The 25,992-nt window shown below is 37.0% G+C and carries 18 protein-coding genes; 6 read left to right on the top strand and 12 right to left on the bottom strand.

The genetic code is table 11. From position 1 onward, the window contains the following. The 8 genes from RAH34_RS10080 to RAH34_RS10045 form a co-directional block, all read right to left on the bottom strand. Positions 1 to 972: an endonuclease/exonuclease/phosphatase family protein gene (locus RAH34_RS10080; RefSeq protein WP_185144310.1), complete on the bottom strand. Its 972-nt coding sequence runs from the start codon at positions 970 to 972 to the stop codon at positions 1 to 3. Between the two features lie 73 nt (positions 973 to 1,045). Continuing rightward, positions 1,046 to 2,035, bottom strand: coding sequence for an endonuclease/exonuclease/phosphatase family protein (locus RAH34_RS10075; RefSeq protein ID WP_306596034.1), 990 nt, complete (start codon positions 2,033 to 2,035; stop codon positions 1,046 to 1,048). 9 nt (positions 2,036 to 2,044) lie between these two features. Continuing rightward, positions 2,045 to 2,773, bottom strand: a complete 729-nt coding sequence (locus RAH34_RS10070) for a rhomboid family intramembrane serine protease (RefSeq protein WP_114819557.1) — start codon at positions 2,771 to 2,773, stop codon at positions 2,045 to 2,047. A gap of 6 nt (positions 2,774 to 2,779) precedes the next feature. Continuing rightward, positions 2,780 to 4,576, bottom strand: a complete 1,797-nt coding sequence (mutL, locus tag RAH34_RS10065; RefSeq protein ID WP_306596033.1) for a DNA mismatch repair endonuclease MutL — start codon at positions 4,574 to 4,576, stop codon at positions 2,780 to 2,782. Positions 4,577 to 4,891: 315 nt separating this feature from the next. Next, entirely contained in the window at positions 4,892 to 5,719 is an 828-nt protein-coding gene (locus tag RAH34_RS10060; protein ID WP_062672662.1) for a YoaK family protein, read from the bottom strand. 31 nt (positions 5,720 to 5,750) lie between these two features. Next, entirely contained in the window at positions 5,751 to 6,245 is a 495-nt protein-coding gene (locus RAH34_RS10055) for a hypothetical protein (RefSeq protein WP_034693930.1), read from the bottom strand. Between the two features lie 235 nt (positions 6,246 to 6,480). Beyond that, a complete protein-coding gene (locus RAH34_RS10050; protein WP_306596032.1) occupies positions 6,481 to 7,896 on the bottom strand; it encodes a HAMP domain-containing sensor histidine kinase in 1,416 nt (471 codons plus the stop codon). Positions 7,897 to 7,899: 3 nt separating this feature from the next. After that, complete coding sequence (locus RAH34_RS10045) at positions 7,900 to 8,607, bottom strand: response regulator transcription factor (protein WP_306596031.1); 708 nt, start codon at positions 8,605 to 8,607, stop codon at positions 7,900 to 7,902. Between the two features lie 421 nt (positions 8,608 to 9,028). Between RAH34_RS10045 and RAH34_RS10040 the strand changes: the two genes are divergently transcribed. From RAH34_RS10040 to RAH34_RS10015, 6 genes are all read left to right on the top strand, one after another. After that, complete coding sequence (locus RAH34_RS10040) at positions 9,029 to 9,598, top strand: helix-turn-helix domain-containing protein (RefSeq protein ID WP_079243618.1); 570 nt, start codon at positions 9,029 to 9,031, stop codon at positions 9,596 to 9,598. Positions 9,599 to 10,199: 601 nt separating this feature from the next. Continuing rightward, positions 10,200 to 13,025: a TonB-dependent receptor gene (locus RAH34_RS10035; protein WP_306596030.1), complete on the top strand. Its 2,826-nt coding sequence runs from the start codon at positions 10,200 to 10,202 to the stop codon at positions 13,023 to 13,025. A gap of 9 nt (positions 13,026 to 13,034) precedes the next feature. Further along, positions 13,035 to 14,333 carry a DUF5690 family protein gene (locus RAH34_RS10030; protein WP_306596029.1) on the top strand — a complete coding sequence of 433 codons (1,299 nt, stop codon included), beginning with the start codon at positions 13,035 to 13,037 and terminating at the stop codon, positions 14,331 to 14,333. Between the two features lie 11 nt (positions 14,334 to 14,344). Then, positions 14,345 to 15,499, top strand: a complete 1,155-nt coding sequence (locus RAH34_RS10025) for a TIGR03364 family FAD-dependent oxidoreductase (RefSeq protein ID WP_306596028.1) — start codon at positions 14,345 to 14,347, stop codon at positions 15,497 to 15,499. A gap of 7 nt (positions 15,500 to 15,506) precedes the next feature. After that, entirely contained in the window at positions 15,507 to 16,175 is a 669-nt protein-coding gene (locus RAH34_RS10020) for an HAD-IA family hydrolase (RefSeq protein ID WP_306596027.1), read from the top strand. 407 nt (positions 16,176 to 16,582) lie between these two features. Next, complete coding sequence (locus RAH34_RS10015) at positions 16,583 to 18,436, top strand: LamG-like jellyroll fold domain-containing protein (protein WP_306596026.1); 1,854 nt, start codon at positions 16,583 to 16,585, stop codon at positions 18,434 to 18,436. A gap of 76 nt (positions 18,437 to 18,512) precedes the next feature. Here the strand turns inward: RAH34_RS10015 and RAH34_RS10010 are convergent, their stop codons facing one another. From RAH34_RS10010 to RAH34_RS09995, 4 genes are all read right to left on the bottom strand, one after another. Then, the gene (locus RAH34_RS10010; RefSeq protein WP_306596024.1) at positions 18,513 to 18,998 is read right to left on the bottom strand and encodes a GNAT family N-acetyltransferase; all 486 of its coding nucleotides are present in this window, start codon (positions 18,996 to 18,998) and stop codon (positions 18,513 to 18,515) included. A gap of 14 nt (positions 18,999 to 19,012) precedes the next feature. Next, entirely contained in the window at positions 19,013 to 20,428 is a 1,416-nt protein-coding gene (locus RAH34_RS10005) for a PLP-dependent aminotransferase family protein (protein ID WP_233333272.1), read from the bottom strand. 41 nt (positions 20,429 to 20,469) lie between these two features. Beyond that, positions 20,470 to 20,838: a hypothetical protein gene (locus RAH34_RS10000; RefSeq protein WP_306596023.1), complete on the bottom strand. Its 369-nt coding sequence runs from the start codon at positions 20,836 to 20,838 to the stop codon at positions 20,470 to 20,472. Positions 20,839 to 21,077: 239 nt separating this feature from the next. Then, a complete protein-coding gene (locus tag RAH34_RS09995; RefSeq protein WP_306596022.1) occupies positions 21,078 to 25,880 on the bottom strand; it encodes a DNA repair ATPase in 4,803 nt (1,600 codons plus the stop codon). Between the last annotated feature and the right edge of the window lie 112 nt (positions 25,881 to 25,992).

Raw genomic sequence — 25,992 nt, 5'->3', positions numbered from 1 at the left:
CTAATTTAGCAGAAATTCTGCAATTACAGGATAATGATCCGATAATTTCACAGACTGGTCTACTTTATAGCTTAAAGGGATGATTGATTTTGAAGTGAAGATATAATCAATCCTTAAAGGCACTTTATAATCATGAAAACTGCTTGCACTGCCCTTTCCTGCTACCAGAAAGGCATCCTGAAGATCTTTTCCAAGATTATAATACTCATATGAATTGGGAACAGAATTAAAATCTCCTGCCAGAATTACAGGGTAAGGAGATAAATCGATCATTTTTCTGATTCTTTTTACCTGATCTTCATGAGCCTGAAAGGTCGGTGTCATATGAGAAAGCAATGTCGAAACATTTCCCAAACCTAATTTATCAAGTTTCGTAAACATCGATTTATGAAGCCTGAAGGGTTCCAGATACACATTAATAATTCTGATTACTTTTCCATTAATGTCTATATCTGCGTAGAATGAATTCCCACGGGCTTTCTCATCAATAAGTTCCGCTTGTCTTACAATTTTATGCTTCGTTTTAAGAATAACTGACGGATATTTTATAAGATCACGTTGTATAACGCGGTTCGTATCTTTTTCCTGTACCAGAATAATATCAGCATCTTGTGCTTTAATGTAGTCCTTTACTTTATCCCAGCCATATTCTCCGTATTTTACATTAAAAGTCAATACTTTAATATCCCGTATTGTTTTTAAGTTTTCTGTTTTGGGAGAAAAGTTGATCCATCGTCTGATTGGATTATAGAAAATAAATGTACCTAAGACAAAAGCAATTGCAATTTTTTCTTTTTTGAAAATCCAGATCAGCGTTAAAATTACGTGTGACAGGATCAGATAAGGAAAACCAAGAGACAGAAGATTCAGGTTGCCTAAAATGTTCGGTGGAATCCATGCATTCCCCAATGTGCATAACAGCAATACAGCAACAACGATATGTATAAATAGTAATATCTGGTTCGACTTCATGAAAAAACGGTCTTGGTACGGTTTTCTTTCAACAAAAATCCTACCAAGCAGATAATTTTAACTATTTTTATGATTATTTGCCTTCCGTAGAAAACTTAACTGTGACAGGATAATGATCTGAAATACTTACAGAACGGTCAACTTTATAAGATATTGCCTTTAAAGCTTTAGAAGAGAAAATATAATCTATTCTAATGGGAAATTTATAATCGTGAAAACTGGTTGCACTCCCTCTTCCTGCCTCCACAAATGCATCTTCAAGACCATCTGATAAATGATAATATTCGTAAGAATTGGGTACAGAATTAAAATCTCCAGCCAGAATTACAGGATAAGGAGAATTGTCAATGGCTTCACGAATAAGCGCTACCTGGTCCTGGTGTTTTTTAAAGGTAGGAATCAGTCTTTTAACAACATCTTTTATTTTTTGCTCATCGTTATCTGTATTTCCATTAAGTCTCACCATATCTTTTTGAAAGCGAAAAGGATTGAGATAGACATCAATGAACCTGTAGGTTTTTCCTTTAATTTCTATATCAGCCAGCAAACCAGGAATTCTTAATTCTCCATCTTGGGGCTCTATAATCTGCTGTTTCAGGATTTTGTGCCTGGTCAGAATTGTTAAGCCTCCTCCGGGATTTGCTATTTGATAGCCTTCCAATTGATATTTAATACCCGCATCCTCCTGTAAAAGAAGAACATCTGCATTCTGAGACTTCAGGTAGGGTTCGAGCTCTTCGTTTCCTACTCTTCCAGCTCTTGTATTGAAAGAAACCACTTTTATTTCGGAACCTCCTTTCTTATCAGAATAGTTAACCCAACGTTTTACAGGATTTATAAATGCTAACCCTGCAAACATAAACACAAATGCCCTTTTTTTCCAGCTGAATACCCAGAAAATTGTTAGAATCACATAGACTATAATAAGCACAGGAAAGCCTAAGGAAAGCAGATTAAACCAAGGAAAAATCTTTGGCGGAACATAAGCATTCAATAAAGTACCCAACAGCAGAAATAAAATTCCCAGGTGGACAATCAATACTATAAGTCGGAAAATCTTCACAAAATTATTTTAGTTGAATCTGTACAAATGTTTCTTCCAAATTCTTGCCAAAAGCCATCCAACCAAAGCTCCGCCAACGTGGGCAAGGTGAGCAATGCCTCCTCCGTTTCCTGAAACACCAAGATATACAGAAACCACCACAATGATGGGTAAAAGATATTTTACTTTAATCGGAACAGGAATAAACATAATTCCGATTTTAGCATCGGGATATAATGTGGCAAAAGCGGCTACTACACCGAAAATAGCTCCGGAAGCTCCCACCATTGGAGTAGCAACAATCGCTTTTAAACTTTCCAGTAATTCTTTCTGTTTAAGAACAGCACCCGTATTTCCTGCAAATTCAACACTTGCCCCTGACAAATAAGCATTTACATTAAATCCAAGCTGTTCTAATTCACGTGAAAGTTGTTGAACTTCCACAAAATTCCAGGCATTAAAAAGGAAAAATGCTCCCAAACCACTTGCAAAATATAAAATCAAATACTTTTTGTCTCCTAATGTCTGCTCCAGAATAGGACCAAAACTAAAGAGCGTCATCATATTAAATAAAATATGCATAATACTTCCATGCATAAACATATGGGTAATAACCTGCCATGAATGGAAAAAGGGAGAAAACGGATAAAAGCCCGCAAGATAACCTATCATCTGGTTTCCCATGAAGTAAGTAACAATAAATACTATAACATTGATGATAATGATATTCCTTGTAATGGGCGGTATATTGTTAAACATAATTTTTTAAAATTTGTTTTTAAAGTCGTTAAACGGAACTTCATAAAAACATCGTTTGCCGTCCGGTAAAAATTCCGGGAAGCCTAATGCTGTAAAGTCTTTAATCAGTTGTTCCGCATCTTTTTTATAAATAAAGTCAAATCTTGACTTCGACTGCATTTTATTCCATTGGTTATGGTAATACTGCAAAAACTCTTCTTCCGTCTTGTAGTCCAGGATCTCAAAAAGGTTTTCCAGGAACTTCATGGCCTGGGTTTCTTTCAGCCCTTCCGGAAGAGAATCTATTCGAAGTACACTTTCATGAGCAATTTTCATGTCAAACCCTAATTCCGGCAGATATTTTTTGATCGAATTGTATTTTGCCTTTTCGATTTCATTCATATGATACTCCAGAGAGAAAAGAAGAGCATGACTATTTGTATTTGATTTTCTGGTGGATTTATTCCCTTCAGAAACCAACAGTCTGTGCATTCTTCCCAAATCCAGCATCAAAGTGACATCTCCTTTGTTGAAAAGCCAGTATCCATTGGGAAGTCTCATCAGATCTTCATCAAAATCTTCATCTTCAAATAAATTGATTTTTGAAGGTTCTGCTGTAATATTCTGATGATACATTTCCGTTAGGTTCTGAATTTCCTCCGGATGTACTACATTTTTTTCTTCCAGAAACGGATTATAATCTTTGTCTACAATAATTTCCGGCATTTTGAAAACACCTCCGCCGGATCCTCCTCCATTTCCTTTGCTCGGAATCGGTTTATTCATCATTTCATCCAGTTCCGGATCTCTGTCGAAATCAAGACTTGGAGAAACATTATAAATTCCTAAAGATCTTTTAATCGTTGAACGAAGCAGAGCAAAAATAAGATGCTCGTCTTCAAATTTCACTTCTGTTTTCTGTGGATGGATGTTGACATCTATTTTCTCCGGATCAAGCTCCAGGAACAGGAAAAACGAAGGAACATATCCAGGTTGAAGAAGTCCTTCAAAGGCTTCCTGTACTGCTTTATTGAAGTATGGACTTCTGAAATACCTTCCGTTAACAAAAAGGAACTGCTCCCCTCTTGCTTTCTTAGCGCCTTCAGGCTTGGCAACAAAACCATGAAGTTTACACCAGATAATATCTTCTTTAATGGGAATTAAAAGCGGCTGTAATTTTCTTCCGAAAACATCCACAATACGCTGCATCTGACTTCCTTTTCTCAGTCTGAAAACAGCTTCATCATCATGGAACAGTGAAAACTCAAGGTTCTCATGAGCGAGTGCAACGCGCTGAAATTCATCAATTACGTGTCTGAATTCAATATTATTATTTTTCAAAAACTTCCTTCTTGCAGGAACGTTATAGAAAAGGTTTTTTACCAAAAAGTTTGATCCGTCTGCTGTCTGAACCGGGTCCTGAAACTGGAAAACACCTCCTTCAATATAGATATTAGTCCCGATGGAAGTATCTTTCTGTTTCGTTCTCAGTTCAACCTGGGAAACCGCTGCGATAGAAGCCAGTGCTTCACCGCGGAAGCCTTTTGTGGCAATCTTAAAGATATCTTCTGTTCCTTTGATTTTGGAGGTAGCATGTCTTTCAAAAGCCATGCGGGCATCTGTTTCAGACATTCCTTTTCCGTCGTCCACCACCTGAATAAGGTTTTTTCCGGCATCTCTGATGATCAATTCAATTTTCGTTGCATCGGCATCAATAGCATTTTCCAAAAGTTCTTTCACGATGGATGCAGGCCGCTGCACCACCTCTCCTGCTGCAATTTGGTTGGCTACATGATCCGGTAAAAGCTGAATAATATCTGACATAAAAACGTAAATCAACTTACAAAAATAGTTAATGGAAACGGGAATTAAAATACTAAAATCGTGATTTAATATTTAATTATCAACATTTTTACCTATTTATCCCCAACCGATTTTTTTAATGTTTGTAATGAAGGACGTTAGCAAGTTGATCCGTCTCATCCTGAAACTTTCATTTTAACAGTCATCAAAATATGATTAAAAATAACAGAAATACTGGCCCAGAAGTTGATTTTTCAGAAAAACACCCTTATTTCATAATAAAATAAGGGCATTTACAGCTAGTTTATACAAAAAATTAATAGTGTGTTTTCTATTTTAATCCTCAAAGACAAGCTTTCTTTTCTTCTCTCTTTTTGGAATACCATGGATTTTCTCATACAGGTAAGCAAAAATATTAGGCTTTCTGTAAATCCTGTTGTATCTGTACTTCGTGTTGAAGTGACGGATATGAATTTTATAAGCATCGTAACCGATAACAATCAGAAGACATATACTGATGACATAGAAGACTCTGAATTCCAGATAATAGTAAGTCAACCCTGAGAATACAGCTCCCATCACATAGGCAAGCATGATACTCATCAATAGTTTTGCTCTGCCAATCAACTCTCCGTTTCTCCTGTATTTTTTCTGGGTAAACATCGATACCAGAATTCCCAGGTCGGTCGTTGTTCCCGTAAGGTGGGTCGTTTTTACAGAGAAATTGGAGATACTTGCCGTTAACCCGTTTTGAAGTCCGGTCGCGAAAAGCATTAATGCTACTAAGTATTCTGTTTCTTCTAACGTTTTCTGATAATAAAACTGCCCGTATACTCCTACAAAAAGCAAACATATAATTTCCAGCACAATGGGCATAGAATGGGCAAAATATTTACTTTTCTTATTAAAATTGATGACAATAAAGTTGGACAAAAAGCTTCCGAAGAAGAACAAAAAGATCCATCCTCCCACAACTCCTACCTGCGTCCAGTTTCCTTTACTGATCTCTGCAGCCAAAATAGCGTAGTGTCCCGTTACATTCGATGTAAAAGAGAGGAATATCAATAGGGATGCGATATTTATAGTACCTGCCGTAAAGGCAGTCAGCGTCCCCAACCTGATATTGTCTCCCAGTGTCCTGCTGTTACTATAATTTCTTAACATTTTTAATCGTTTTTTAAATTGTGTTTAATTGTTAGACCTCTACAAAGATCTCTGCCAATCTTCCTCTTTCCGGAAGTTTTTCTCTTACTTCAACAGTAATCTCATAAGACTTCAGCTCTTTGCATTTTTTGATATAAGGAATCAGATCGAATTTGCCTTTTCCTTTGCTTTTGATAGATGGAGAATAGTAAGCTTCCTCAATATTTTCCGCCTTTACATATTGATTGAATGTTCTTTGGAAGCTTCCTGTAAAGACATCACAGATGATTTTATTAACCAGATGAGGATATTTATTACTGATAATTCCAAAGGCATCGCAGAATTCTGTAGGTCTGATTTTATTGAAAACAGATGTTTTGGTGCTGAACAAAAGGTCTCTGATAGAATCTCCGGAATCATACCCGGAAGTCAGGAGGATATTATATTGGTTCTGATCTTCAGCGGCATCTTTCTCTTTAAGTACTTTTTTCAATATATTCAATGACTCAAGAGAGTAATCTGTTGCAATTAAAATTGTTTTAGTCATGTTCTTATTATTTTGTATTGTGTTTATCTTTTTTGATGATACAAAACTAGAACGACCAAATTAGAAGATCTTTGGAACGGAATTAAAATGTGATTAAAGAGATTAAAATGAGATTAGAAAATTGTTAAGGGGATTTAATATTGGAAAAAATAAAAATCAAAAAACGGAAATAACAGCCTGTTTTTCAGAACCAAACAGACTAAAACAGGTAGAAAAAATGCTGAAATAGCAGTTCTTACTTATCTGTCACTTCGCCTTTCTGCATCATGCTATAGAAGTTCGGGAACTTCATCTGTACCGTTGTTCCCTGGTTTTCGTGCGAACTTACGATCAGTTCACCGTGGTGCATTCTTACGATGTTTCTCGCCAATGGAAGCCCGATTCCGTAGCCTTCGTAATTATTGGTATTAGAAGCTCTGAAGAAAGGATCATAGATTTTGTTCATTTCCACTTCCGGAATTCCGATACCATTATCTTTTACAATGATGTACACATCCGAATTGGTAGCTCCCAGAGAGACTTTAACCTGCTGGAAATTAGAATATTTACAGCCATTACTGATGATATTGGCCACCGCAAGATGCAATAGCTGCTCATTCCCCTGTACCTTTAATTTCTTCGGATTATCGGGAAGCATACTGATATCCAGATAGATATTATTTCGGGAATCAATTCTTCTGAGGGTTTCAATAACGTCCCAAAGCAGCTGATCAATTCTTACTTTATCCATTTTCTGGATTTTCCCATCAAATCCGGTTTGGGCAATCATTAATAAAGCTTTGATCTTTTTATCCAGTTTTTCGGCTTCATCCAGAATGATTCCGAGGGTTTCTTTGTATTCATCTGCCGTTCTGCTGATAGAAAGGGCAACATCAGCTTCGCCCATAATAGAGGTAAGCGGAGTTCTTAACTCGTGAGAAACATTTCCGATCAGGTGATTCTGGGTTTCGAAAGAAGTTTCAATGCGGTTGAGCATATCGTTGAAAGTATCCACAAGTTCGTTAAGTTCCTTATTATCAGGCTGAGACTCCAGTCTTAAGTGAAGGTTTTCAGAACTGATCTCTTTTACCTTTCCAGTGATTTTTAAGATCGGCCTGAATAAAGTTTTAGACAGATAAAAAGAGAAAATCATACTAAAGAACAGAGACAGCACAATACAGGTAAGCAGCGTTCGTTTTAAAAAGCCCAGATAATAAACGACATAGTGATTTTTTGCGGAAGCAATGGCGATATAATCTTTATCGTCATATTTAAAACTTTGTCCAATATAATAGAATTCTTCATCATTATAATTGGACTCTCCTTCTCTGATGATATTTTTAAAGAAATAGTCCGGTATATGAACTTCCTGAGATATCTTTTTGAAATTGGAATCTGTAGGAACGGCAAAAACATAGTCTTTTTCCATGGGAAGTTCCTCGTCATTCAGGCTGTTGAGAATATAGTTTTCCGGAAGGTCAAGATGATCTTTGCTTTTTTCGATCTGAACAATCGTTGCTGTTCTGATCTTCAGCAGTTCATAAAATCTCTGGTGTGAAAAATTAACGATTGAAAAGTACACCAAACCACTGAACAGCAAAATGATGGCGGTAAAAACCAACATCAAAAGTACCATCGTTTTGGTTTGATTTGTAATGACTCTATTAAACATTCATTATGTCTTTTTCAACACATACCCCATTCCTATAACGGTATGAATCAATTTATTATCATCCTGGCTATCCAGTTTCTTTCTTAAATAATTGACATAAACATCTACCACATTGGTTCCCAGCTCGTAATTTACGCCCCAGACGGCATCAAGAATTTCCGCTCTTGAAATTACTTTTTCCGGGTTATTCAGGAAATACAGCAGCAATTTATATTCTGTGGAAGTAAGGGAAATATCTTCTCCTGCTCGCGTTACTTTCTTGGTATAGTCGTTCACCATCAGATCCGAAAACTGAAAGACATGTTCATTATCCGGCTCCGGTTCAGCAATTTCCAGTGGACCGTTGTTGTTGCTTCTCCTTAGTAAAGACTTCACACGGGCTACCAGTTCAATAAATTTAAAAGGCTTCACCAGATAATCATCTCCGCCACTTTCCAATCCGAGAACAATGTTTTCAGAAGTTCCCAAAGCCGTCAGAAATAAAATCGGAACGCTCTGATTGGTTTTTCTTATTTCTTTACACGCGTCCAGACCATTCATTTCCGGAAGCATAATGTCTAAAATTACCAGATCGAACTCATTAGCCTGCACCAGCTGCACTCCTGTACGACCGTCAAAGGCAACAGAAATTTCATATCCATTTTCCTGAAGTCCCTTTTTAATAAAGGACACCACACTGGTTTCGTCTTCGATAAGAATAATTTTTTTCATAGATGAAATAAGGAGTTTTACAAAAATAGGGAAATTTTCCGGGGATGGGCAAACCTGGAACAGAGAAAGAAAAGGGACGCTAGAAGATGGGAACCTATTACAAACGTTTTATGATTCAGTTCAGATGGATTAGATTTAACGCAAAATCCACAAGGAATTTTTCAATATAAAATTATAAAATGATCGCAAGGAGGTTTCACTATGCAATGATTGTATTCTTAGCTGAACGAAGTGCCCTCGCGATCGAAAATAAAACAGCATTATTAATAGACTTGCCAACTTTGCGTTTTTTATTTTTCCACTTTTGTATCACTTTACCTTTTTGTGAATTCCTTTTTTTACCATACAACCTATATAGAATAATATTACCTTTGTTTTTAATATAACGGTGAAAAAATAATCAGGTTAAATTGCACACAGTATGAATGACTTTTTAATAGGTATCGGTAAGAGATTAAAGGATATTAGAAAAAAGAATAATTTAACCATTAATGAACTGGCTTTCAAAGCCAATGTGAGCAACGGTCTTGTTTCCAGGATTGAAAACGGAAGAACCATTCCTTCCCTTCCTGTTCTCTTAGATCTGATCCAGTCGCTTGAGATTGATGCCAGTTATTTTTTTGAAGGGGTTGAGAAAAAATCAAACGCCAAATTCATCTATGTTCCCAAGGAAAGCCAGCAAGTCATTGAAAAAGAAGTAGAAGCTGAAGGATTTAAGTATATGCATATCTTCAGCAAGAGTCTTCATTCTTTAGGTTTTGAAGCCGTGCTGCTAACTCTCGAACCGAATTCTAAAAGAGAAAAGGTCATTACGGATGCCTGGGAATTCAAATATATTCTGAAAGGAGAAGTGAAATACGTAATTGATAATGAAGAAATTATCCTTAAAGAAGGGGACTCGCTTTATTTCAACGGTAAGTTTCCTCATGTTCCGGTAAGCATCAGTGATGAAAGCTGTGTGATGCTTGTTCTTTATTTTTATACTGCTTAGCTGCATTCTTTTTTAACGCAAAGCTTTTTATTATTTTGCTTTTGTCCTTCTGACGAAGGAAGAATCTCTTATTTGCATTCAATAACGCAAGATTCTTCATTACATTTCATTTCATTCAGAATGACAATTGTAGTGTAGATTCCTTACAAATACACCTATAATAATAAAACTTCATCAACGACAACGTCGTAACCTTTGCACACTTATGATGTGGTATTATAATTATTAAACTTTGCGTTTAAATCATATTCCAATTTTTTACATCATCGTTCAATTTTGGATTTCCGAAACATACAAAAGTTTACAAATATGCAACTTTTGATTTTCTACTTTCTCTCAAAATGAACGAAATATTAACTAAAAAAAGCCTGTTTTCAGCAGATTTCTATTCCTGATATTTTTGAGAAATATCTACTAAAAACGTTGTTACAGCTATTTCAAATCGTATTTTATCGAATTTCCAAAGATAAACTACAATTGGTTTTAAAGTAAAAATCACGTAACAAACATGGTTTATTTGTTAAACAATACTTAATACAAAATATTTATATATATTAAAATTATTAGCGTGATTTGCATAAAAAATTTAATATATGTAAAAATGAAAACAAAATTAGAGAAATTACTTACCCTTGTTTTTGTCTGTTTCATAGTCTTTGTTTCAGCGCAAAAACAGTTAATTATAGGAACTGTTCTTGACGACAGCCAGCCTCTCCCCGGGGCCATAGTCAAAATAAAAGGCTTATCTAAAAATATAACGACTGATATTGAAGGAAAATTTACCATCAACGATATTAAAGAAGGTCAATACACATTGCAAATCAGCTATATAGGATATGAATCTTCAGATATTACTATTGATCTGAAACCAGAAGAAACGATTGACTTAGGAATTATCAAACTATCCCAACCCAGAAAAAATATTGATGAAATTGTCGTTACCGGAACGTTAAAAAATACGGAAGCGAGAGCTTTAAACCTTCAGAAAAATGCCATTAATATTACCAATGTGATCGCTTCAGACGGAATTGGAAAGCTCCCGGACAGAAATGCAGCAGAAACCGTGCAGCGTGTGCAGGGAGTTTCTATTGAAAGGGATCAGGGAGAAGGAAGATTTGTTTCCCTGAGAGGACTTCCCCCATTCTGGGCATCCACAACCATCAATGGAAACAGACTTCCCACTGCAGAGGAAGAAACGACTTCCAGAGCAACGGCATTCGACTTCTTTCCTACGGAACTGATCTCCTATGTACATGTAAACAAGTCTTTTACCCCAGATATGGAAGCTGACGGAATAGGCGGTGGTGTCAATTTTATCACGAAAACTCCACCCATGAAAACAGAGTTCAAAGCAACGGTGGGAAGCGGTTATAACGCAAAGTCTGACAAAGGAGTTTACAACCTTGGATTTTTATACGGAGGAAGAACGAAGGATAAAAAATTCGGGTATTTATTCAACTTTGCGCATTTTATCAGAAACTGGTCTACGGATAATTTTGAGGCGAGAAGAAGTGGTGATGAAGGGGTTTTCAGGCTGGAACTCCGTGATTATAACGGCGTTAGAAAAACAACGGGAATCAATACCGCTTTTGAATATGTATTGTCTCCAAAAACAACCTTCTATTTAAAAGGAATGTATGGTACTTTATCGGATGATGAAACCCACTATAAACACAGAATCCGTTTTGATAAATTCAGCAGTGCTAATAATACAGCAAGAGTGGAGCTTCAGAATATCCACAATTTACTGATAACGGAACTTACTTCTGTTTCTTTGGGTGCCGTTCATAATTTAAATAAAGGAAAAATCGACTGGGATTTATCTTACTACGACAACCAATTCAAGTACGGAAATATTCCTGATAAACAGAACAATTCTTATTATGTGATCAAGTACACTCAATCTGGTGTAGGTATCAATCCTGATTATATTTCCAATCATGGAAATGGCCCCAGAGCCTATTGGAAAGCTGACGGTGGGAAATTAGATTATAAAAATCCTGATGCGTTATTTGGTTTCTACAGTGATCCGAACTTTAAAATGGATGCTTCACAGATGAGATTTACAGATCTTGAATTTTATAAAGTCTTTGTAGAGGAAAAGGATAAAATCGTAGCGGCATTCAACCATGAAATCAATGCTTCTGATAAACTGACTTTAAAATATGGTTTTAAATACAGAGATAAAGAGCGTAATGCAAAATTCTCAGATATTTTCTATAACTGGAGCAGCGGAACAGCCCCTCTTTTGTCTGATTATTCTCAATATATCACAACACAGCCCAACGGACCGAAATATTTAAGTGAAATGAATGCCCACATCGGCAATACTTTTGGGGCGGTACTTTCTACCACAGGAATGAACCAATTCTGGTATGATCAGCAGGGTAATCTGAAGATCAATACTGCTGATTCTGAAGCATTGGAATACAATAAAGCATTGGGAAGAAACTTTGATGTGTTTGAAAAACATGCAGATGCTTACGGAATGGCAACCTATAAACTGAATGATAAAATCATCATTTTAGGAGGAATCAGATTATCCAATACCAATACCAAAGTAAGAGGATACAGCGTGAATGATAACGTCCTGACACCGGTAGAAAATACCAAAAACTACCTGGCTGTTCTTCCGATGATTCATTTAAAATATACGTTGAACGATAAAACCAATCTTCGTTTTGCCGCGACAAGAACTTTTTCAAGACCTAATTTTGGTGACCTGACTCCGGGTGGAACATATATTGAAGCAGACAACGAGTTCAAAGGGGGAAACCCGAATCTTAATCCGACCTATTCTTTAAATTTTGATCTGATGGGAGAATATTACTTTTCCAATGTCGGAATTCTGAGTGGCGGAGTCTTCTATAAATCGATTACTGATCCTATTTTTCAGGACTCTTTTATCGGAAATTATAACGGAATCAACGGCGTACAATTTACAGCTCCAAATAACGGGAAAGCAGCGTGGCTTGGAGGAGTTGAGTTGGGAATTAATAAAAGATTTGACTTCCTTCAAGGGTTTTTACAATACTTTGGAGTACAATTGAATGCCACCTTCATGACTTCCGAAATGGAAAAGCCAAGCGGAAGAACGGTAGCACTTCCCTACCAGGCCAAAGAGTTGTACAATGCGCAACTTTTCTTTGAGAAAAAAGGATTCAATGCAAGGCTGGCTTACAACTACAAAGGAAAGTATGCTGTAGAATATGCAGAAGAGGATATCAATGATTCTTATTACGGTAAATACAGCAATCTGGACTTCGGAGGTTCTTATCAATTTACCAAATACCTGACTTTGTATGCTGATGTGAATAATATTCTGAACAAACCTCTGATTTATCACTTCGGTAAAAGCGAAGACCGTCCGGAGCAGGTGGAATATTATGGAGTACGTTTCAATCTTGGAATAAAACTGAATTTCTAAACCATTATCATGGCCAGAACCATCAATAAAAAAACATTAGTAACACTGAAGGCCGCATTTGCTGCTTTCGGTGTTTACTTCTGCATGTACGGTTTCAGGAAACCTTTTACCGTAGCTTCTTTCGAAGGACTTTCTTATTTCGGGGTAGATTATAAGATTTTGATTATCATTGCACAGGCAGTAGGGTATTTTATCTCAAAATTCATCGGGATCAAATTTATTTCGGAACTGAAACCTCAGAGAAGAATTATGTATCTCTTTACTTTCATTGCTGTTGCTGAGCTCGCACTATTAGGATTTGCAGCCGTTCCTGCTCCTTACAATATTCTGTTTATGTTGATCAACGGTATTCCACTGGGAATGATCTGGGGAATTGTTTTCTCTTATATTGAAGGACGAAAAACTACGGAAATCATCGGGCTTTTTTTATGCTCAAGCTTTGTAGTTTCTTCTGGGTTTACAAAATCTGTAGGGAAATTTCTGATGGATAATTTTTACGTTTCAGAATTCTGGATGCCTTTTTCAGCCGGACTTATTTTCATAATTCCACTGATTCTTTTCGGGTTGCTTCTTGAGAGAATTCCCAAACCTTCGGAAGAAGATATTTTACTTAAAAACAAGAGACAACCATTGAATGGTAAGGAAAGAAAAGCTTTGATCCAACAGTTTTTTGTTCCCATCGTATGTATCATCTTTTTATATATAAGTTTAACGGTTTTAAGGGATTTCAGAGACAATTTCAACCGTGAGATCTGGGACGGACTAAATTTTACTTTCGACAGTTCTATTTTCACTTTAACGGAAATTCCTATCGCTGTAATGGTTCTGGTGATTTTAAGTTTTATGGTAAAAGTAAAGAACAATAAAAAGGCATTTGCCTATTATCATTACATTCTTTTTGCAGGAATTCTTACGGTAGGACTTTCTACGTATCTGTTTCAGCAAGGTTCACTGTCGCCTTTTTTATGGATGACGGTTTCAGGTTTTGGGATGTACATCTGCTATATTCCTTTCAACGGAATTTATTTTGACCGGATGATTGCTGCTTTTGAAATTAAGGGAAATGTAGGCTTTCTGATCTATATTGTGGATTCCTTCGGTTATCTGGGAAGTGTTTTGATTCTGCTGTACAAAAATTTCGGATCGGCCCAGACTTCCTGGTTACATTTTTATATCAACTTAAATTATATCATCACCATAGCGGTTTTCGTTCTTTCCGTGATTGCTTTTCTGGCTTTCAGAAAAAAGTCAAAACCCAACTCTAAATCTAATCAATTCATCAATTTCGATACGTCGAAAATTTTATAAACTATACGACAATGACAACAAAATTTGATTTACTCGTTGTAGGAGGTGGAATTTTAGGAACATTCCACGCTTATCATGCGCTGAAGAAAAATCTTAAGGTAGCTTTACTGGAAAGAAATTCTGTTCCTCAGGGTGCCACTGTAAGAAATTTCGGTCAGGTCGTGCCTTCCGGAATGGATCTTAAATGGCAGAACTTCGGGAGAGAAAGCCTTGCCATCTACAATGAACTTCATAATCAGGCAGACCTTACCATCAGGCAAAATGGCTCCATCTATATTGCTTCCAATGACGAAGAACTTCAGCTGATTGAAGAACTTTATGAAATCAACAGAAATAATGATTATGAATCTGTTTTATTATCAAAAAATGACTGCATCAAGAAATTTGACGGTCTTCGTTCCGACTATTGCAAAGGAGGTTTGTTTTTCCCACAGGAACTTTCTGTAGATTCTGCAGATATGATTGTAAAGCTTCACAAGCTGCTTCAGGAAAAAATGGGATTACAGATTTTCTACAACACAACTGTACTGGAAACCCATGAAGATGATCAGAAATGTACAGCTATAGCTGCAGACGGAACAGAGTTTAACGCTTCCAAAATCATCATTTGCGGGGGACATGAGTTCAAAACTTTATATCCTAAAGTATTCAATGACAGCGATCTGGAAGTGAGTAAACTGCAGATGCTTCAAACAAAGCCGCAGGGAATTTATTCGCTTCAGGGAAATATCCTTACAGGTCTTTCTGTGAGAAGGTATGAATCTTTTAGTGAATGTCCTTCTTTCCAGAAAATCAAAGCTTTAGAAGATCCTAATTCGTTTGAGAAGAAATATGGAGTTCATATTTTATTCAAACAGGCTCTTGACGGTTCTGTAATCATAGGAGATTCTCACGAATATGCAGACGCGAAAAATGCCGATGATTTGGGGTATGATCTTAATATGGAGATTGATGAATTCATGATTCATGAGGCCAAAAAAATTATTGATCTTCCTACGTATGAAATTCAGAGAAGATGGTTCGGAATCTATTCTCAGTGCAAAACAAAAGATATTTTTGAACACAGCCCATCTGCCAATATTCATATTGTAACAGGGATCGGAGGAAAAGGAATGACGGGAAGCGGTGGCTTTTCCAAATTTAATATTGAAAAAATTTACGCATAACATTTACATGAAAAATATAGAATTATTAGTTCTGGATATGGCCGGAACAACAATTGATGAGGATAATGTAGTTTACAAAACGCTTACTAATGCTGTGAATGATTACGGCTATGTGGTAAGCCTGGAAAAAGTATTATCCAGCTGTGCCGGAATGGAAAAACTGGAAGCCATCACAAGCCTTTTAAAAGAAATTAATGGGAACGAAGAAGATGCTCCTGCTATTTTTGAGAATTTTTCTGACCAGCTGAAAGAATCTTATCAAAACCTGGATGTAAAACCCATCAACGGAACGGAAGATTTCTTATTGAATATGAAAGCTCGAAACAAGAAAATCGTTCTAAATACAGGCTATACATCGGAAATCGCCCATCAGCTTTTGGATAAACTCAACTGGAAAGAAAGTATTCATTTTGATGCTTTGATTACTGCGGATGATGTTTCAGAAAGCCGCCCAAGCCCTGAAATGATTCATCTTGCCATGAAGAAATTCAATATCACTGAAGCTCATAAAGTATTAAAAGCAGGCGATTCTGTGATCGATATTGAAGAGGGCAAAAATGCAGGCTGTGGATTAACAGTAGCCGTACTTTCCGGAGCTCAAAGTAAATCAGAGCTTGAAAAGGCAGCTCCCGATTATATACTGAATACGATTTCTGAAGCTGAGGGGATTCTTTAAACACTTTTCAGATTATTTTTAAATACTTCTTGACACAAATGTTTTCATGGTTTTTCTATTGGAAATGTTTGTGTTTTTACCACCCCGTCAAATTTCCAATTTGACAAAAGTTGCCGTAAAAGTCAAATGATTTGGCTTTTGTCATTCTGAGCGAAATGAAATGTAGTGAAGAATCTAGTGTTTTGAAAATCAATAAGATTCTTCCTTCGTCAGAATGACACTTTTGAAACAGCCTCGATATAGTACATCCAATTGAAGATTTTTAAAAAGCTTTTTTCGGGAACTTTTTAATTATCAATTAATTAACTTTCAGTTCATAAATATTTACAAATAGTAAACTAATTTTACAATAATTAAACATAAATTACTATTTGTAAACTTTCTATATTCAAAAAACTCTTTTCCTTATGAAAACAAAACTATTATCAATGGCTGTTGTCATGAGCTGTTTCCTTGGAGCTCAGACTAAAAAAGTTCTTTTTATTGGTATTGACGGATGCCGTGCAGATGTCATGATGTCTACGCCTACACCAAACATTCAAAACCTCATCAGTCAGTCTATTTATTCTATCGACGGACTTTGTGCCGCCACTACCTGGAGCGGAAACGGATGGAGCACCATGCTGACGGGTGTATGGCACACCAAACACAATGTTCAGGACAATAATTTTACCAGCCCGAACTATGTTAATTATCCGGATTTTTTAACAAGAGCAGAGACTTATAATCCCGCTCTAAGAACTATTTCTCTGGCTCATTGGTCACCGATCAACGATAAAATCATTCAAACCGCTGATGTAAAAACCAATCTGGCAACGGACCTTGCCGTGAAAAATGCAGCTGTTACAGCTTTACAGAATGATAATCCGGATATTCTCTTTGTAGATTTTGATGATGTAGACCATGCCGGGCATTCTTATGGATTCTCATCTACTGTTTCTCAATATGTCAATTCTATTAAGACTACGGACTCTTATATTGGAGAAATTGTTACTGCAATGAAAAACAGGCCTTCTTATAATAATGAAGACTGGCTGGTTGTATTGACTACAGATCATGGAGCAATCGAAAGTTCTCATGGAGGTGGAAATCTTACCGAAAGAAATATTTTCACGGTATATTCCAATCCTGGATTTACACCGCAACAGATCAGCAAGACTGTTCTGGAATCCAATAAAACATTTAATCAGTTGAATTTCCCGGCGGGAACTTATGCAAAACCAGCAAGCCAAACTCCTTTTAATTTTGGAGCTAATCAGGATTTTACAATTGAATTTTGGGTGAAACCCAATGCAGCTTACTCCAGTGACCCGGTGATGATCAGTAATAAAAACTGGGCAAACGGAAAAAATAAAGGATTTGTTTTCTCAGGTTATTCAGGGCAGACTTTCAAAATGAATATTGGAGATGGAACCAACAGGATTGATCTTGTTGGCGGAAAAGTAGAAACCAATAAATGGAAACATATTGCGGCAAGCTTTGACAGAGATGGTCTTGTAACATTATATGAAGATGGTGTTCCGGTAACTTTTGCAAAAATGAACACCATCGGCAATATTGATTCCGGACTTCCTCTAACATTAAATCAGGATGGAACGAATGCTTACGGAATCAATCTGGCGGCTTCTTATAAAGATGTAAGAATCTGGAAATCGGCTCTTCCCAATGATGTTATCGTGAATTGGGCGAACCAGGATATTACAACTTCGCATCCTTATTATTCTCAATTATTAGCTAACTGGAAGTGTAATGGAACTTCAGGAAATACATTGACAGATTCCAGCCCGAATGCCAATAACATGACTGTGACAGGTTCTCCTACTTATAATGCGGGTACAGTGAATAATTTTAAGGTGTATGATTATACCTCAACAACGAGAGAAACAGATCACTTCCCTACGGTATTGAACTGGCTTTGTATTCCGGTGCAGTCTTCATGGGGAATAGATGGAGTAAATAGAATCCCGGCATGTTCCAAAGAAATATTGGCAGCAAAAGAAACAAAAGCAATCGCTGATGATTTTAAAATTTATCCGAATCCTGTTTCTACCTTCATTGGAGTCCAGTATCAATCTCAGGATAAGGAAATTAAAGCAGAAATCATCGACAGTAAAGGATCAAATGTTTTAACAACACATTTAAAGTCTTCAAGAGGTTTTTACGATGAAAAAATCAATATCGGAAATCTTCCGGCTGGTGTATATTTCATTAAAATCAACGGAAGCAAAAAAGCACTGACCAAGACATTCATCAAGAAATAAAACAGTAAAGCAATTAGATTTAAATTTGATATTAGAACAAGGATATTCCTATCCGAGTTCTAATATTTTTTTTGTTTTATGTATTGAAAATCAATTCCATTCTGACATCTGCACGGTCGTACTCAGCATGACCGATAGGGGTATGGATAAAGCCAAGCTTTTCATACAATTTAATAGCCGGAACCAAAATAGAATTGGTTACTAGAAAAACTTTTTCTGCCTTCAATTCTTTTGCTTTTTCCACTAAAGCATTTCCCAGCAGATAGCCTAATTTTTTTCCTTGTGCTTTAGGGCTTACTGCCATCTTTGACAGCTCAAACGTAAGAGGATGATCCTCCGTTTTTACCAATGCGCAGGTTCCCACAACTTCTCCATCCAATAAAGCAAAGGCAATATGTCCTCCTTTATTTAAAATCTCTTCTTCCGGATGATCCAGCAGTTTATAATCTCCTGCTTCCATCACAAAAAATTTTTTAATCCATTCCTCATTCAAAGCTTTGAAGGCTTCTTTATACTGAGGTTCATAGGCTATAATTTTTACTTCATTCTTGATATCATTCATCACTATAAGGTTTATTAAATTCTGTTTTTTATCATTTTTCCCAGCTTTTCCAGGTCACTTTCCACTCTGTCTGTCCATTCTAATGCATAGTTTAAACGCATACAGTTCTGATACTGATTATATTGTGAAAAGATTCTTCCCGGGGCAAAGTTTACTTTCTGACTGACCGCCAAATCATACAGATCTTCCGTACAGATTCTCTTATCCAGTTCCAGCCAGAGCATAAAACCGCCTTTGGGTTCTGAGATTTTTGTATTATCCGGAAAATATTCAATCACCGATTTCTGGATCTGAAGGTAGTTGGCGTACAATTTCTTTCTGAACATTCTCAGGTGATGATCATACCTTCCATGAGCAAGGAAATCAGCAATCACATCCGAGAATAAAGAAGGTCCGCTCACCGTCTGAACCAATTTTTGGCGGATAATTTTCTCTTTAAATTTTCCAGGCGCTACCCATCCTACTCTAAATCCTGGAGCCAATGTCTTGGACACCGAGCCTACCCACATCACAATGCCTGCTTCATCATAAAATTTACAAGGTTTCGGTCTTCCTGCTCCGAAATAGATGTTTCCGTAGACATCATCTTCTACTAAAGGAACATTGTGCTCGGTAAGCATTTTAACCAGTTCTTTTTTGTTCTCATCCGGCATCTGAAATCCTAGTGGATTATTATAATTTACCACAAAACAACATGCAGACAGCTTGGGAAGCACTTTCTTTAGAGCATCCAGATCTACTCCTGTGATGGGATGTGTAGGAATTTCTACGGCTTTCAATCCCAATAATTGAATGGCCTGAAGAATTCCAAAATACACAGGACTTTCCACTGCCACTGAATCTCCCGGCTGTGTAACGGCCATTAAGCAATTATAAACGGCATTCATTGCTCCGGAAGTGATCACCAGATCATCTTCTGTGATTTTCCCCTCCATAACCATTGACCATTTGGCGATTTCACGGCGCAGCACTTCGCTTCCCTGCACGGGTTCGTAATTGGTCCCGCTGTCACTTTTCCTTTTCATTACATCAATCATGCACTTTTTCATCTTGGCTACCGGAAGAAGACTTTTCCCGGGAATTCCAAGTGCGAATTGTGTGACATCTGTCCCTCCGATACTCCCGAACACCTTGTCAATCAAATCCTGAGGAGTATTTTTACCTTCTGAAACCTTCATCTGTGTCACAGAAGGCAGCGCCAGTTTTCGCTGGGAAGTCTGGCTTACATAATATCCATATTTTGGACGTGATTCTACCAGAGAGCGGCTCTCCAGTTCCATATAGGCTTGTTTTATGGTATTCAGACTTACATTGTATAATTTCTGGGCACTTCTCAATGAAGGCAGCCGGTCTCCAAACTGCAGGGTTTCACTTTTAATCTGCTCTGTGACAGAATTGGCTATTTTAAGGTACAGAACATCTTTAGACATAGGATCGGGGTTTTACGTAAATGTACAATTTTCTCCCGTTTTTATTCAGGATTCAACCAACTGATCATACTGTTGATACTGCTTTTTAATTGTTCAGTATCCTTGAAATTGGGTGTATTATTATTTTTGCAATATCTTTCAGCACGGGAATAAAAATTCCTTTTTTCGGCATCCGTCATTCTGTTTTTATCATAGATTTTAAAAGATATTTCATCTTTTTTATTGATGATAAGACTGGCAAAAGCAATGACATCTCTGCCATTTTTAGCCAAAAGAAAAGGAAGTCCGAAATTCTGATCTGCTTTCTTCAAATTCTGTGTTTCCAGAAAAATGTTTTTCAGCACCAACATGTCTGATACATAAGCCTCAGCATATTGAAACTGTTTCTGATGTTGAGTGATTGTTTCCATATTTTCTTCTTTAGCTAAACAAAATTATGGAGTATTTAATTTTGGATACAGATACAGAACTATAGAATATTATGGGTACAGATTTTTTTATTTGATCTTCTTACGCTCGCAGATAAGCAGATTTCGCAGATTTTATCCTGAATAACACCTAATTCACACGATGAATAATAACATGGGAATAAAAAAAACAGACTGCTTCTTCCGAGACAGCCTGTTTGCAACTATTTAAAGTTTCATGGTTATTGTTCTGTTTTTTTAAGGGCTTCTTTGATTCCTTCCAGTCCGTCTCCAAATTGGGCAAGCAGTGCTACAATCTGTGACATTCTATCATTCTCACCCAATCCTTTTAAGGTTTTATTTTTAATAAAGGTTTTCTTTATTTCATTCCAGCGTTCGGTTTCTTCTTCTGAAAGAATTCCTATCAGTTCTTTCATTTTCAACATATTGGCTTCTGCTCCGGTGGTCAGCGTCTGAGATTCATTCTGATAGTGATTCAGCACAATCTGAATGACTTCATTATCTTTCAGGATTGGTTGTATCTGTGCAATCAGCTTATTCATATTACGGTAAGATCCCTGCAATTTGAATGGCGGTTCATTTCGGTAATCGTCTGACATGGCTGCGGATGCGATATATTCTCTGTTCACCTTCAGCACCATATTTCTTACTCTGATGGTATTTTTCAGGACTGCTCTGAAATCTGATATTTCATTAGAACTGAAATTTCCTTTCAGGTTATCGGCGGGATTATCTGTAAGTACACAATCATAGAGTTCATACAGGTTTTCCATTCCCGGATGGGTCAGCCTGGTCAGATATTCATTAGACATTAAAGCATTTTCAATAAGGCTCAGGTCAAAAAGATCTGTTTTCGATCCGGATATTTCTCCCAGATTGTAGGTATCTGAACGGTTGGCCAGCATATCCGGAATTTTAAACTTTTCTCCACTCTCCGTGTATGGATTTCCGGCCATGACAAGGCAGAATCTTTTGGATCGAAGGTCATAAGTTTTACTTTCTCCATTGTAGATTCCTTCAATCTTTCTTTGTCCGTCTGCAAGAGAGATGAATTTCTGTAAAAACTCAGGATTACAATGCTGAATATCATCAAGATAAAGCATTACATTATCTCCCATTTCCAACGCGAGATTCAGTTTTTCAAGTTCCTGTCTGGCACCTGCATTTCTGGCTTCGGAAGGGTCCGTTGATACAATATCATACCCTAAAGACGGTCCGTTGATCTTCATAAATACCAGTCCCATACGCTCTGCCATATATTCCATCAGGGTTGTCTTTCCGTATCCTGGTGGAGATACCAGAAGAAGCATTCCCATTCTGTCTGTTCTTTTGTCTGATCCTGCAGTTCCCAATTGCTTGGCAAGATTGGCTCCGATGAGAGGGAAATAGATATCATTAATCAGTTTATTTCTCACAAATGAACTCAATACCTGTGGCTTGAAAGTATCTAATTTGAGTGCTTTTTTCTTCTTATCTACCCAGCTGTACTTCAACTCCTGAAGGCGTTTGTATTTCGGAACGGTAACCGTATTAAAGTGATTCAGTCGGGATACAAATTCAAAGTAGTTAAGATGATATTCCGTGTCTTTTTCAAGAGACCTCAGCTCTTTTATGGCGACTTCATAAGCAATGTGTTTGATATTTTTCGGATCAAACTTTTGAGTAATGATAAATGCTGCGGCTTCCTGGATAATATTGTGGTCAGCTTCCGGATCAAAGGCCTGTAATGCACTCTCAGCTATGTAATAACACGCTGCAGGATACTGATACATAGCCTGTATCTGGGCAATAAACTCCAGATCTTTGCCTTTTTCTTTGAGTTCTTTGAGGAACAATTCATACAAAGTAGCAGCCTTTTCTGAGATCAGGAATCTTTCTTTATCTTCTTTTTTCAGGTATATGGCAGCATTGATACAATCTGTTTCTTTAAAGATCCCATGCATTGATGCAAAAGATTTCATTTCTTCCGAAATTTCTCTGCTTAAGTACTCAAATCCCTGTTTTACAGTAAATGATTGAGCAATAATAGCTGCTGCCTCAAACTGTTTGGTATAGTATTCTTTTCTTTCACTTTCAAGGAAAAACCAGAAAATCTGGGCCAAGGCTCTCTCCTGTGCTGTAAACCTCATCAGTCCAAGTTCATTATGGATCTGCTGAAGTTTCAACACAATAGTTTCAGCATCTTTATCATGAATTCCTTTTACCAGTCCTTCTCCGAAATGCTCTGCTGTAAACTGCTGTACTGCCTTTCCGTTTTCAATCTCTGAGGCTATTTCCTTGTGAGCTGAAAATACATTCCAGGCAAGGTATTCAAATCTTTTTACCTTGTTGTTTTCTGAAACAAATTCCTGATTCCAGACTTCTTTGAATTCATCTGCCGTGAAGTTCAATGGTTCATATAAACTTGTTCCCGTAAGATGATAGTAATATTGAGCATTTCTCAGTACCAGCGTAAGATCCAGTTTCTGCTGATTGACTGCAAATTTATAGTCTCCCAATGCAATGACGCTTTCTCCGTCTGCATAGATCTCTTTTTTATCTTTTAGTTTTCTTACGGCTTCCTGCTGCTGAGATTTTAACAAGGTCTGAATCTCTTCCGATTTTGCTGAATCTTCCCATTCTGCAAGCTGTCTGGAGAGATCTCTCACTTTCTCTACCATCAGATCGGCAGCAAAATAACCATTGATCTCATTTTCTGAGTCAAAAGATTCTGCTTTGGTCTGTACCGATTTCAGGATTCTATGCGCAGCATCAAAAAGATTCTGAGTCCTTTTATTTCTTGCTTCGGTAAGCTGTACCCTTTTATTCTGGAAATGTCCGTAAACTTCTTCTCTTTTGGTTCCTATCTGTTGAATGAATTCTTCGAAATCAATAAATTTCGTTTCCATTTCTTCCAACTGGATAGAAAGTTTGGTCAGATATTCATCACATTTCTCAGGAGTTTGCGAAAGCTCCAGAAAATTGATCACAGACTGGTCAAATAAGGTAATCTGAGCATGGAAATCTGAAGCCAGTTCTTTCCCTGAAATTTCTCTTTTTCTTTTGCTGAGTTCAAGCCTTTCCTGATTCAGTCTTGCAAAGATTAAAGAGATGTTTTCAATAATCTGGGTAGACTGGGAGGTGTCTTCAATTTTAAGGTTATTAACGATATCTACCAATAATTCCAGCTGCCCGGAAAGGGTATTGATATTTTCTTCAATTGTTCTGGCATCAATGGCTTTCTGTAATCCAATGATATCTTCAGAAATCTGCTGTGCTCTTTCTTCGTATGGCAATAATGCACCTTCCTGAAGCAGAAATTCCACACAGGCATTTGACAGTTCTGTATAACGGTCTGCAAGGGATTTTTCCAATCTATCCAGCAACGCTGTGTCTGCATATTTAAGTTCTTTTGCTCCTGTCACTTCTCCTCTTAATGCTCTGATCTGAGAAAGGGCATCAATATATTCTGTAAGCTGGGAATAGTGAAGCCTTTTGGTATCATCAAGAATTTTCTCACAGGCCTGTTTTATCTTTTCTAAAGTTTCCTCTGTATTCTTCCTTTGCTCTACTACTTTTTCGTATTCATTGATGGCAGAATGCGCAATCGCTCTGATCTCTTTCAATGGTACATCAAGCTTCTGAACCTCATCTTCACCAAGAAAATAGTAAGTATCCAGAATAAAAGTAGAGAGCTTTACGATATCATCATACAAGCCACTGTAAGAATCTTTTTTGTTCAGAAGGGTGATCAGCTCCTGACTCTCCGCCATTACTCTTACAATATCTTTATTTCCTATTTTGTAAAGTAAACTGTCTGCCTTTTCTATATTGGGCAACAGTTCTTTTGAAAAAGGAGTCTGCCAGATCTGAGACAGATGATGTTTGGTTGTTTCGATGCTTTCTCTGAGGTAGATCAGTTTCCCATCCTGTAAAAACGTAAACCCACTACAACGGATCGGGGTTTCTATGGTCTGGGTGATGATATTGTAAGAAATAAGCTGATAGTTATTCGTTTTATCATCATAAAAAACATACAGAAAGTTCTCTCCATTCGGTTCTGTAATGGTTTTCAGATAATAAAGTCTGTTCTGATCCTGAGAAATCACTTTTAATCCTCCGGTCTGAAGGGCATATCCGTTGGAAAATAATACCCCTTGATTTTCCGGAAGCAAAAGCCCTGAATATTTAAGAGCATCTGCTCTGGAAACGGTTTTTTCTTTATGGTTATAAATGAAATAGCGTTCTGTTTCCTGATAAGGCTTTATTTTAAACAAAACAAGATTATCCAGATCACAGAAATGAATCTCTGCATCATCCAGATTCTGATCTTTGTGAATTACATCTTCGGAATAAATTCCTTTTCCGGTATCCGTATTGTCTTCTACTTTGATGGTAATATCTCCACCGATGCTTTCTACAAAAACTTTATCTGCTAAAGAAATATGAGGATGTTTTCCGGATCTCTGCATATCTCTGGTTGCCTTTGTCCATACAAAGCCATGCTGCTGAGGATATGAGGTTTCGGAGGCACTTCTCGAATCTACATAGATCAGTTGATTCTCTTTGATCAGCCATTTAAAGGCTTTGATATCTGTGGTACTTTCCGACAGCTGAAAAACCATATAAAGATAGTTTTCCGTGAAGGTAAATCTGGCAAAGAAAGTATTTCTGTAATATTTGTAAAGGTTTTTAAACTCGTCAATGAAAACCTCATCATTGATCAGGGTGTGATCCTGAGGTTCAAACCGGTCATTATTGATGGTATATATTGAAAAAACGTCCGAAATATTGATTTCCGTCTGAAGTCCAAGGTGCGCATTAGACCCGAAAATCAGGTGGTCACCCAGTGAATAGATATCTTTGGCAATACAGCTGTGATCCGTAGAAATTCTTTCATTGGCTACAAGCGAAAAATCTACTCCGCCAAATATATTTTTACGGTTTTCATTAAGCTGCTGAAGTCTCTGAATCAGGTCATTCTTCTGCTCATTTAAACGGTTCTGAATAATTTCGTAAGTTCCGGAATTAAGTTGTTCTGACATCGTTTTTATTTAGGTTGTCATGGCTGCTGCACGACAGCAGGTCTTTGTATAACTTTTGGTACTTTGAAAATTTTTTTTTGATATAAACCTAATAGGTTTGAGGCTTTAGAGC

The sequence above is a fragment of the Chryseobacterium sp. WLY505 genome (assembly GCF_030846215.1).
Taxonomy (GTDB): Bacteria; Bacteroidota; Bacteroidia; order Flavobacteriales; family Weeksellaceae; genus Chryseobacterium.
The sequence above is the reverse complement of the archived record's forward strand: the minus strand, read 5'-3'. Positions and strand labels throughout refer to the sequence as shown.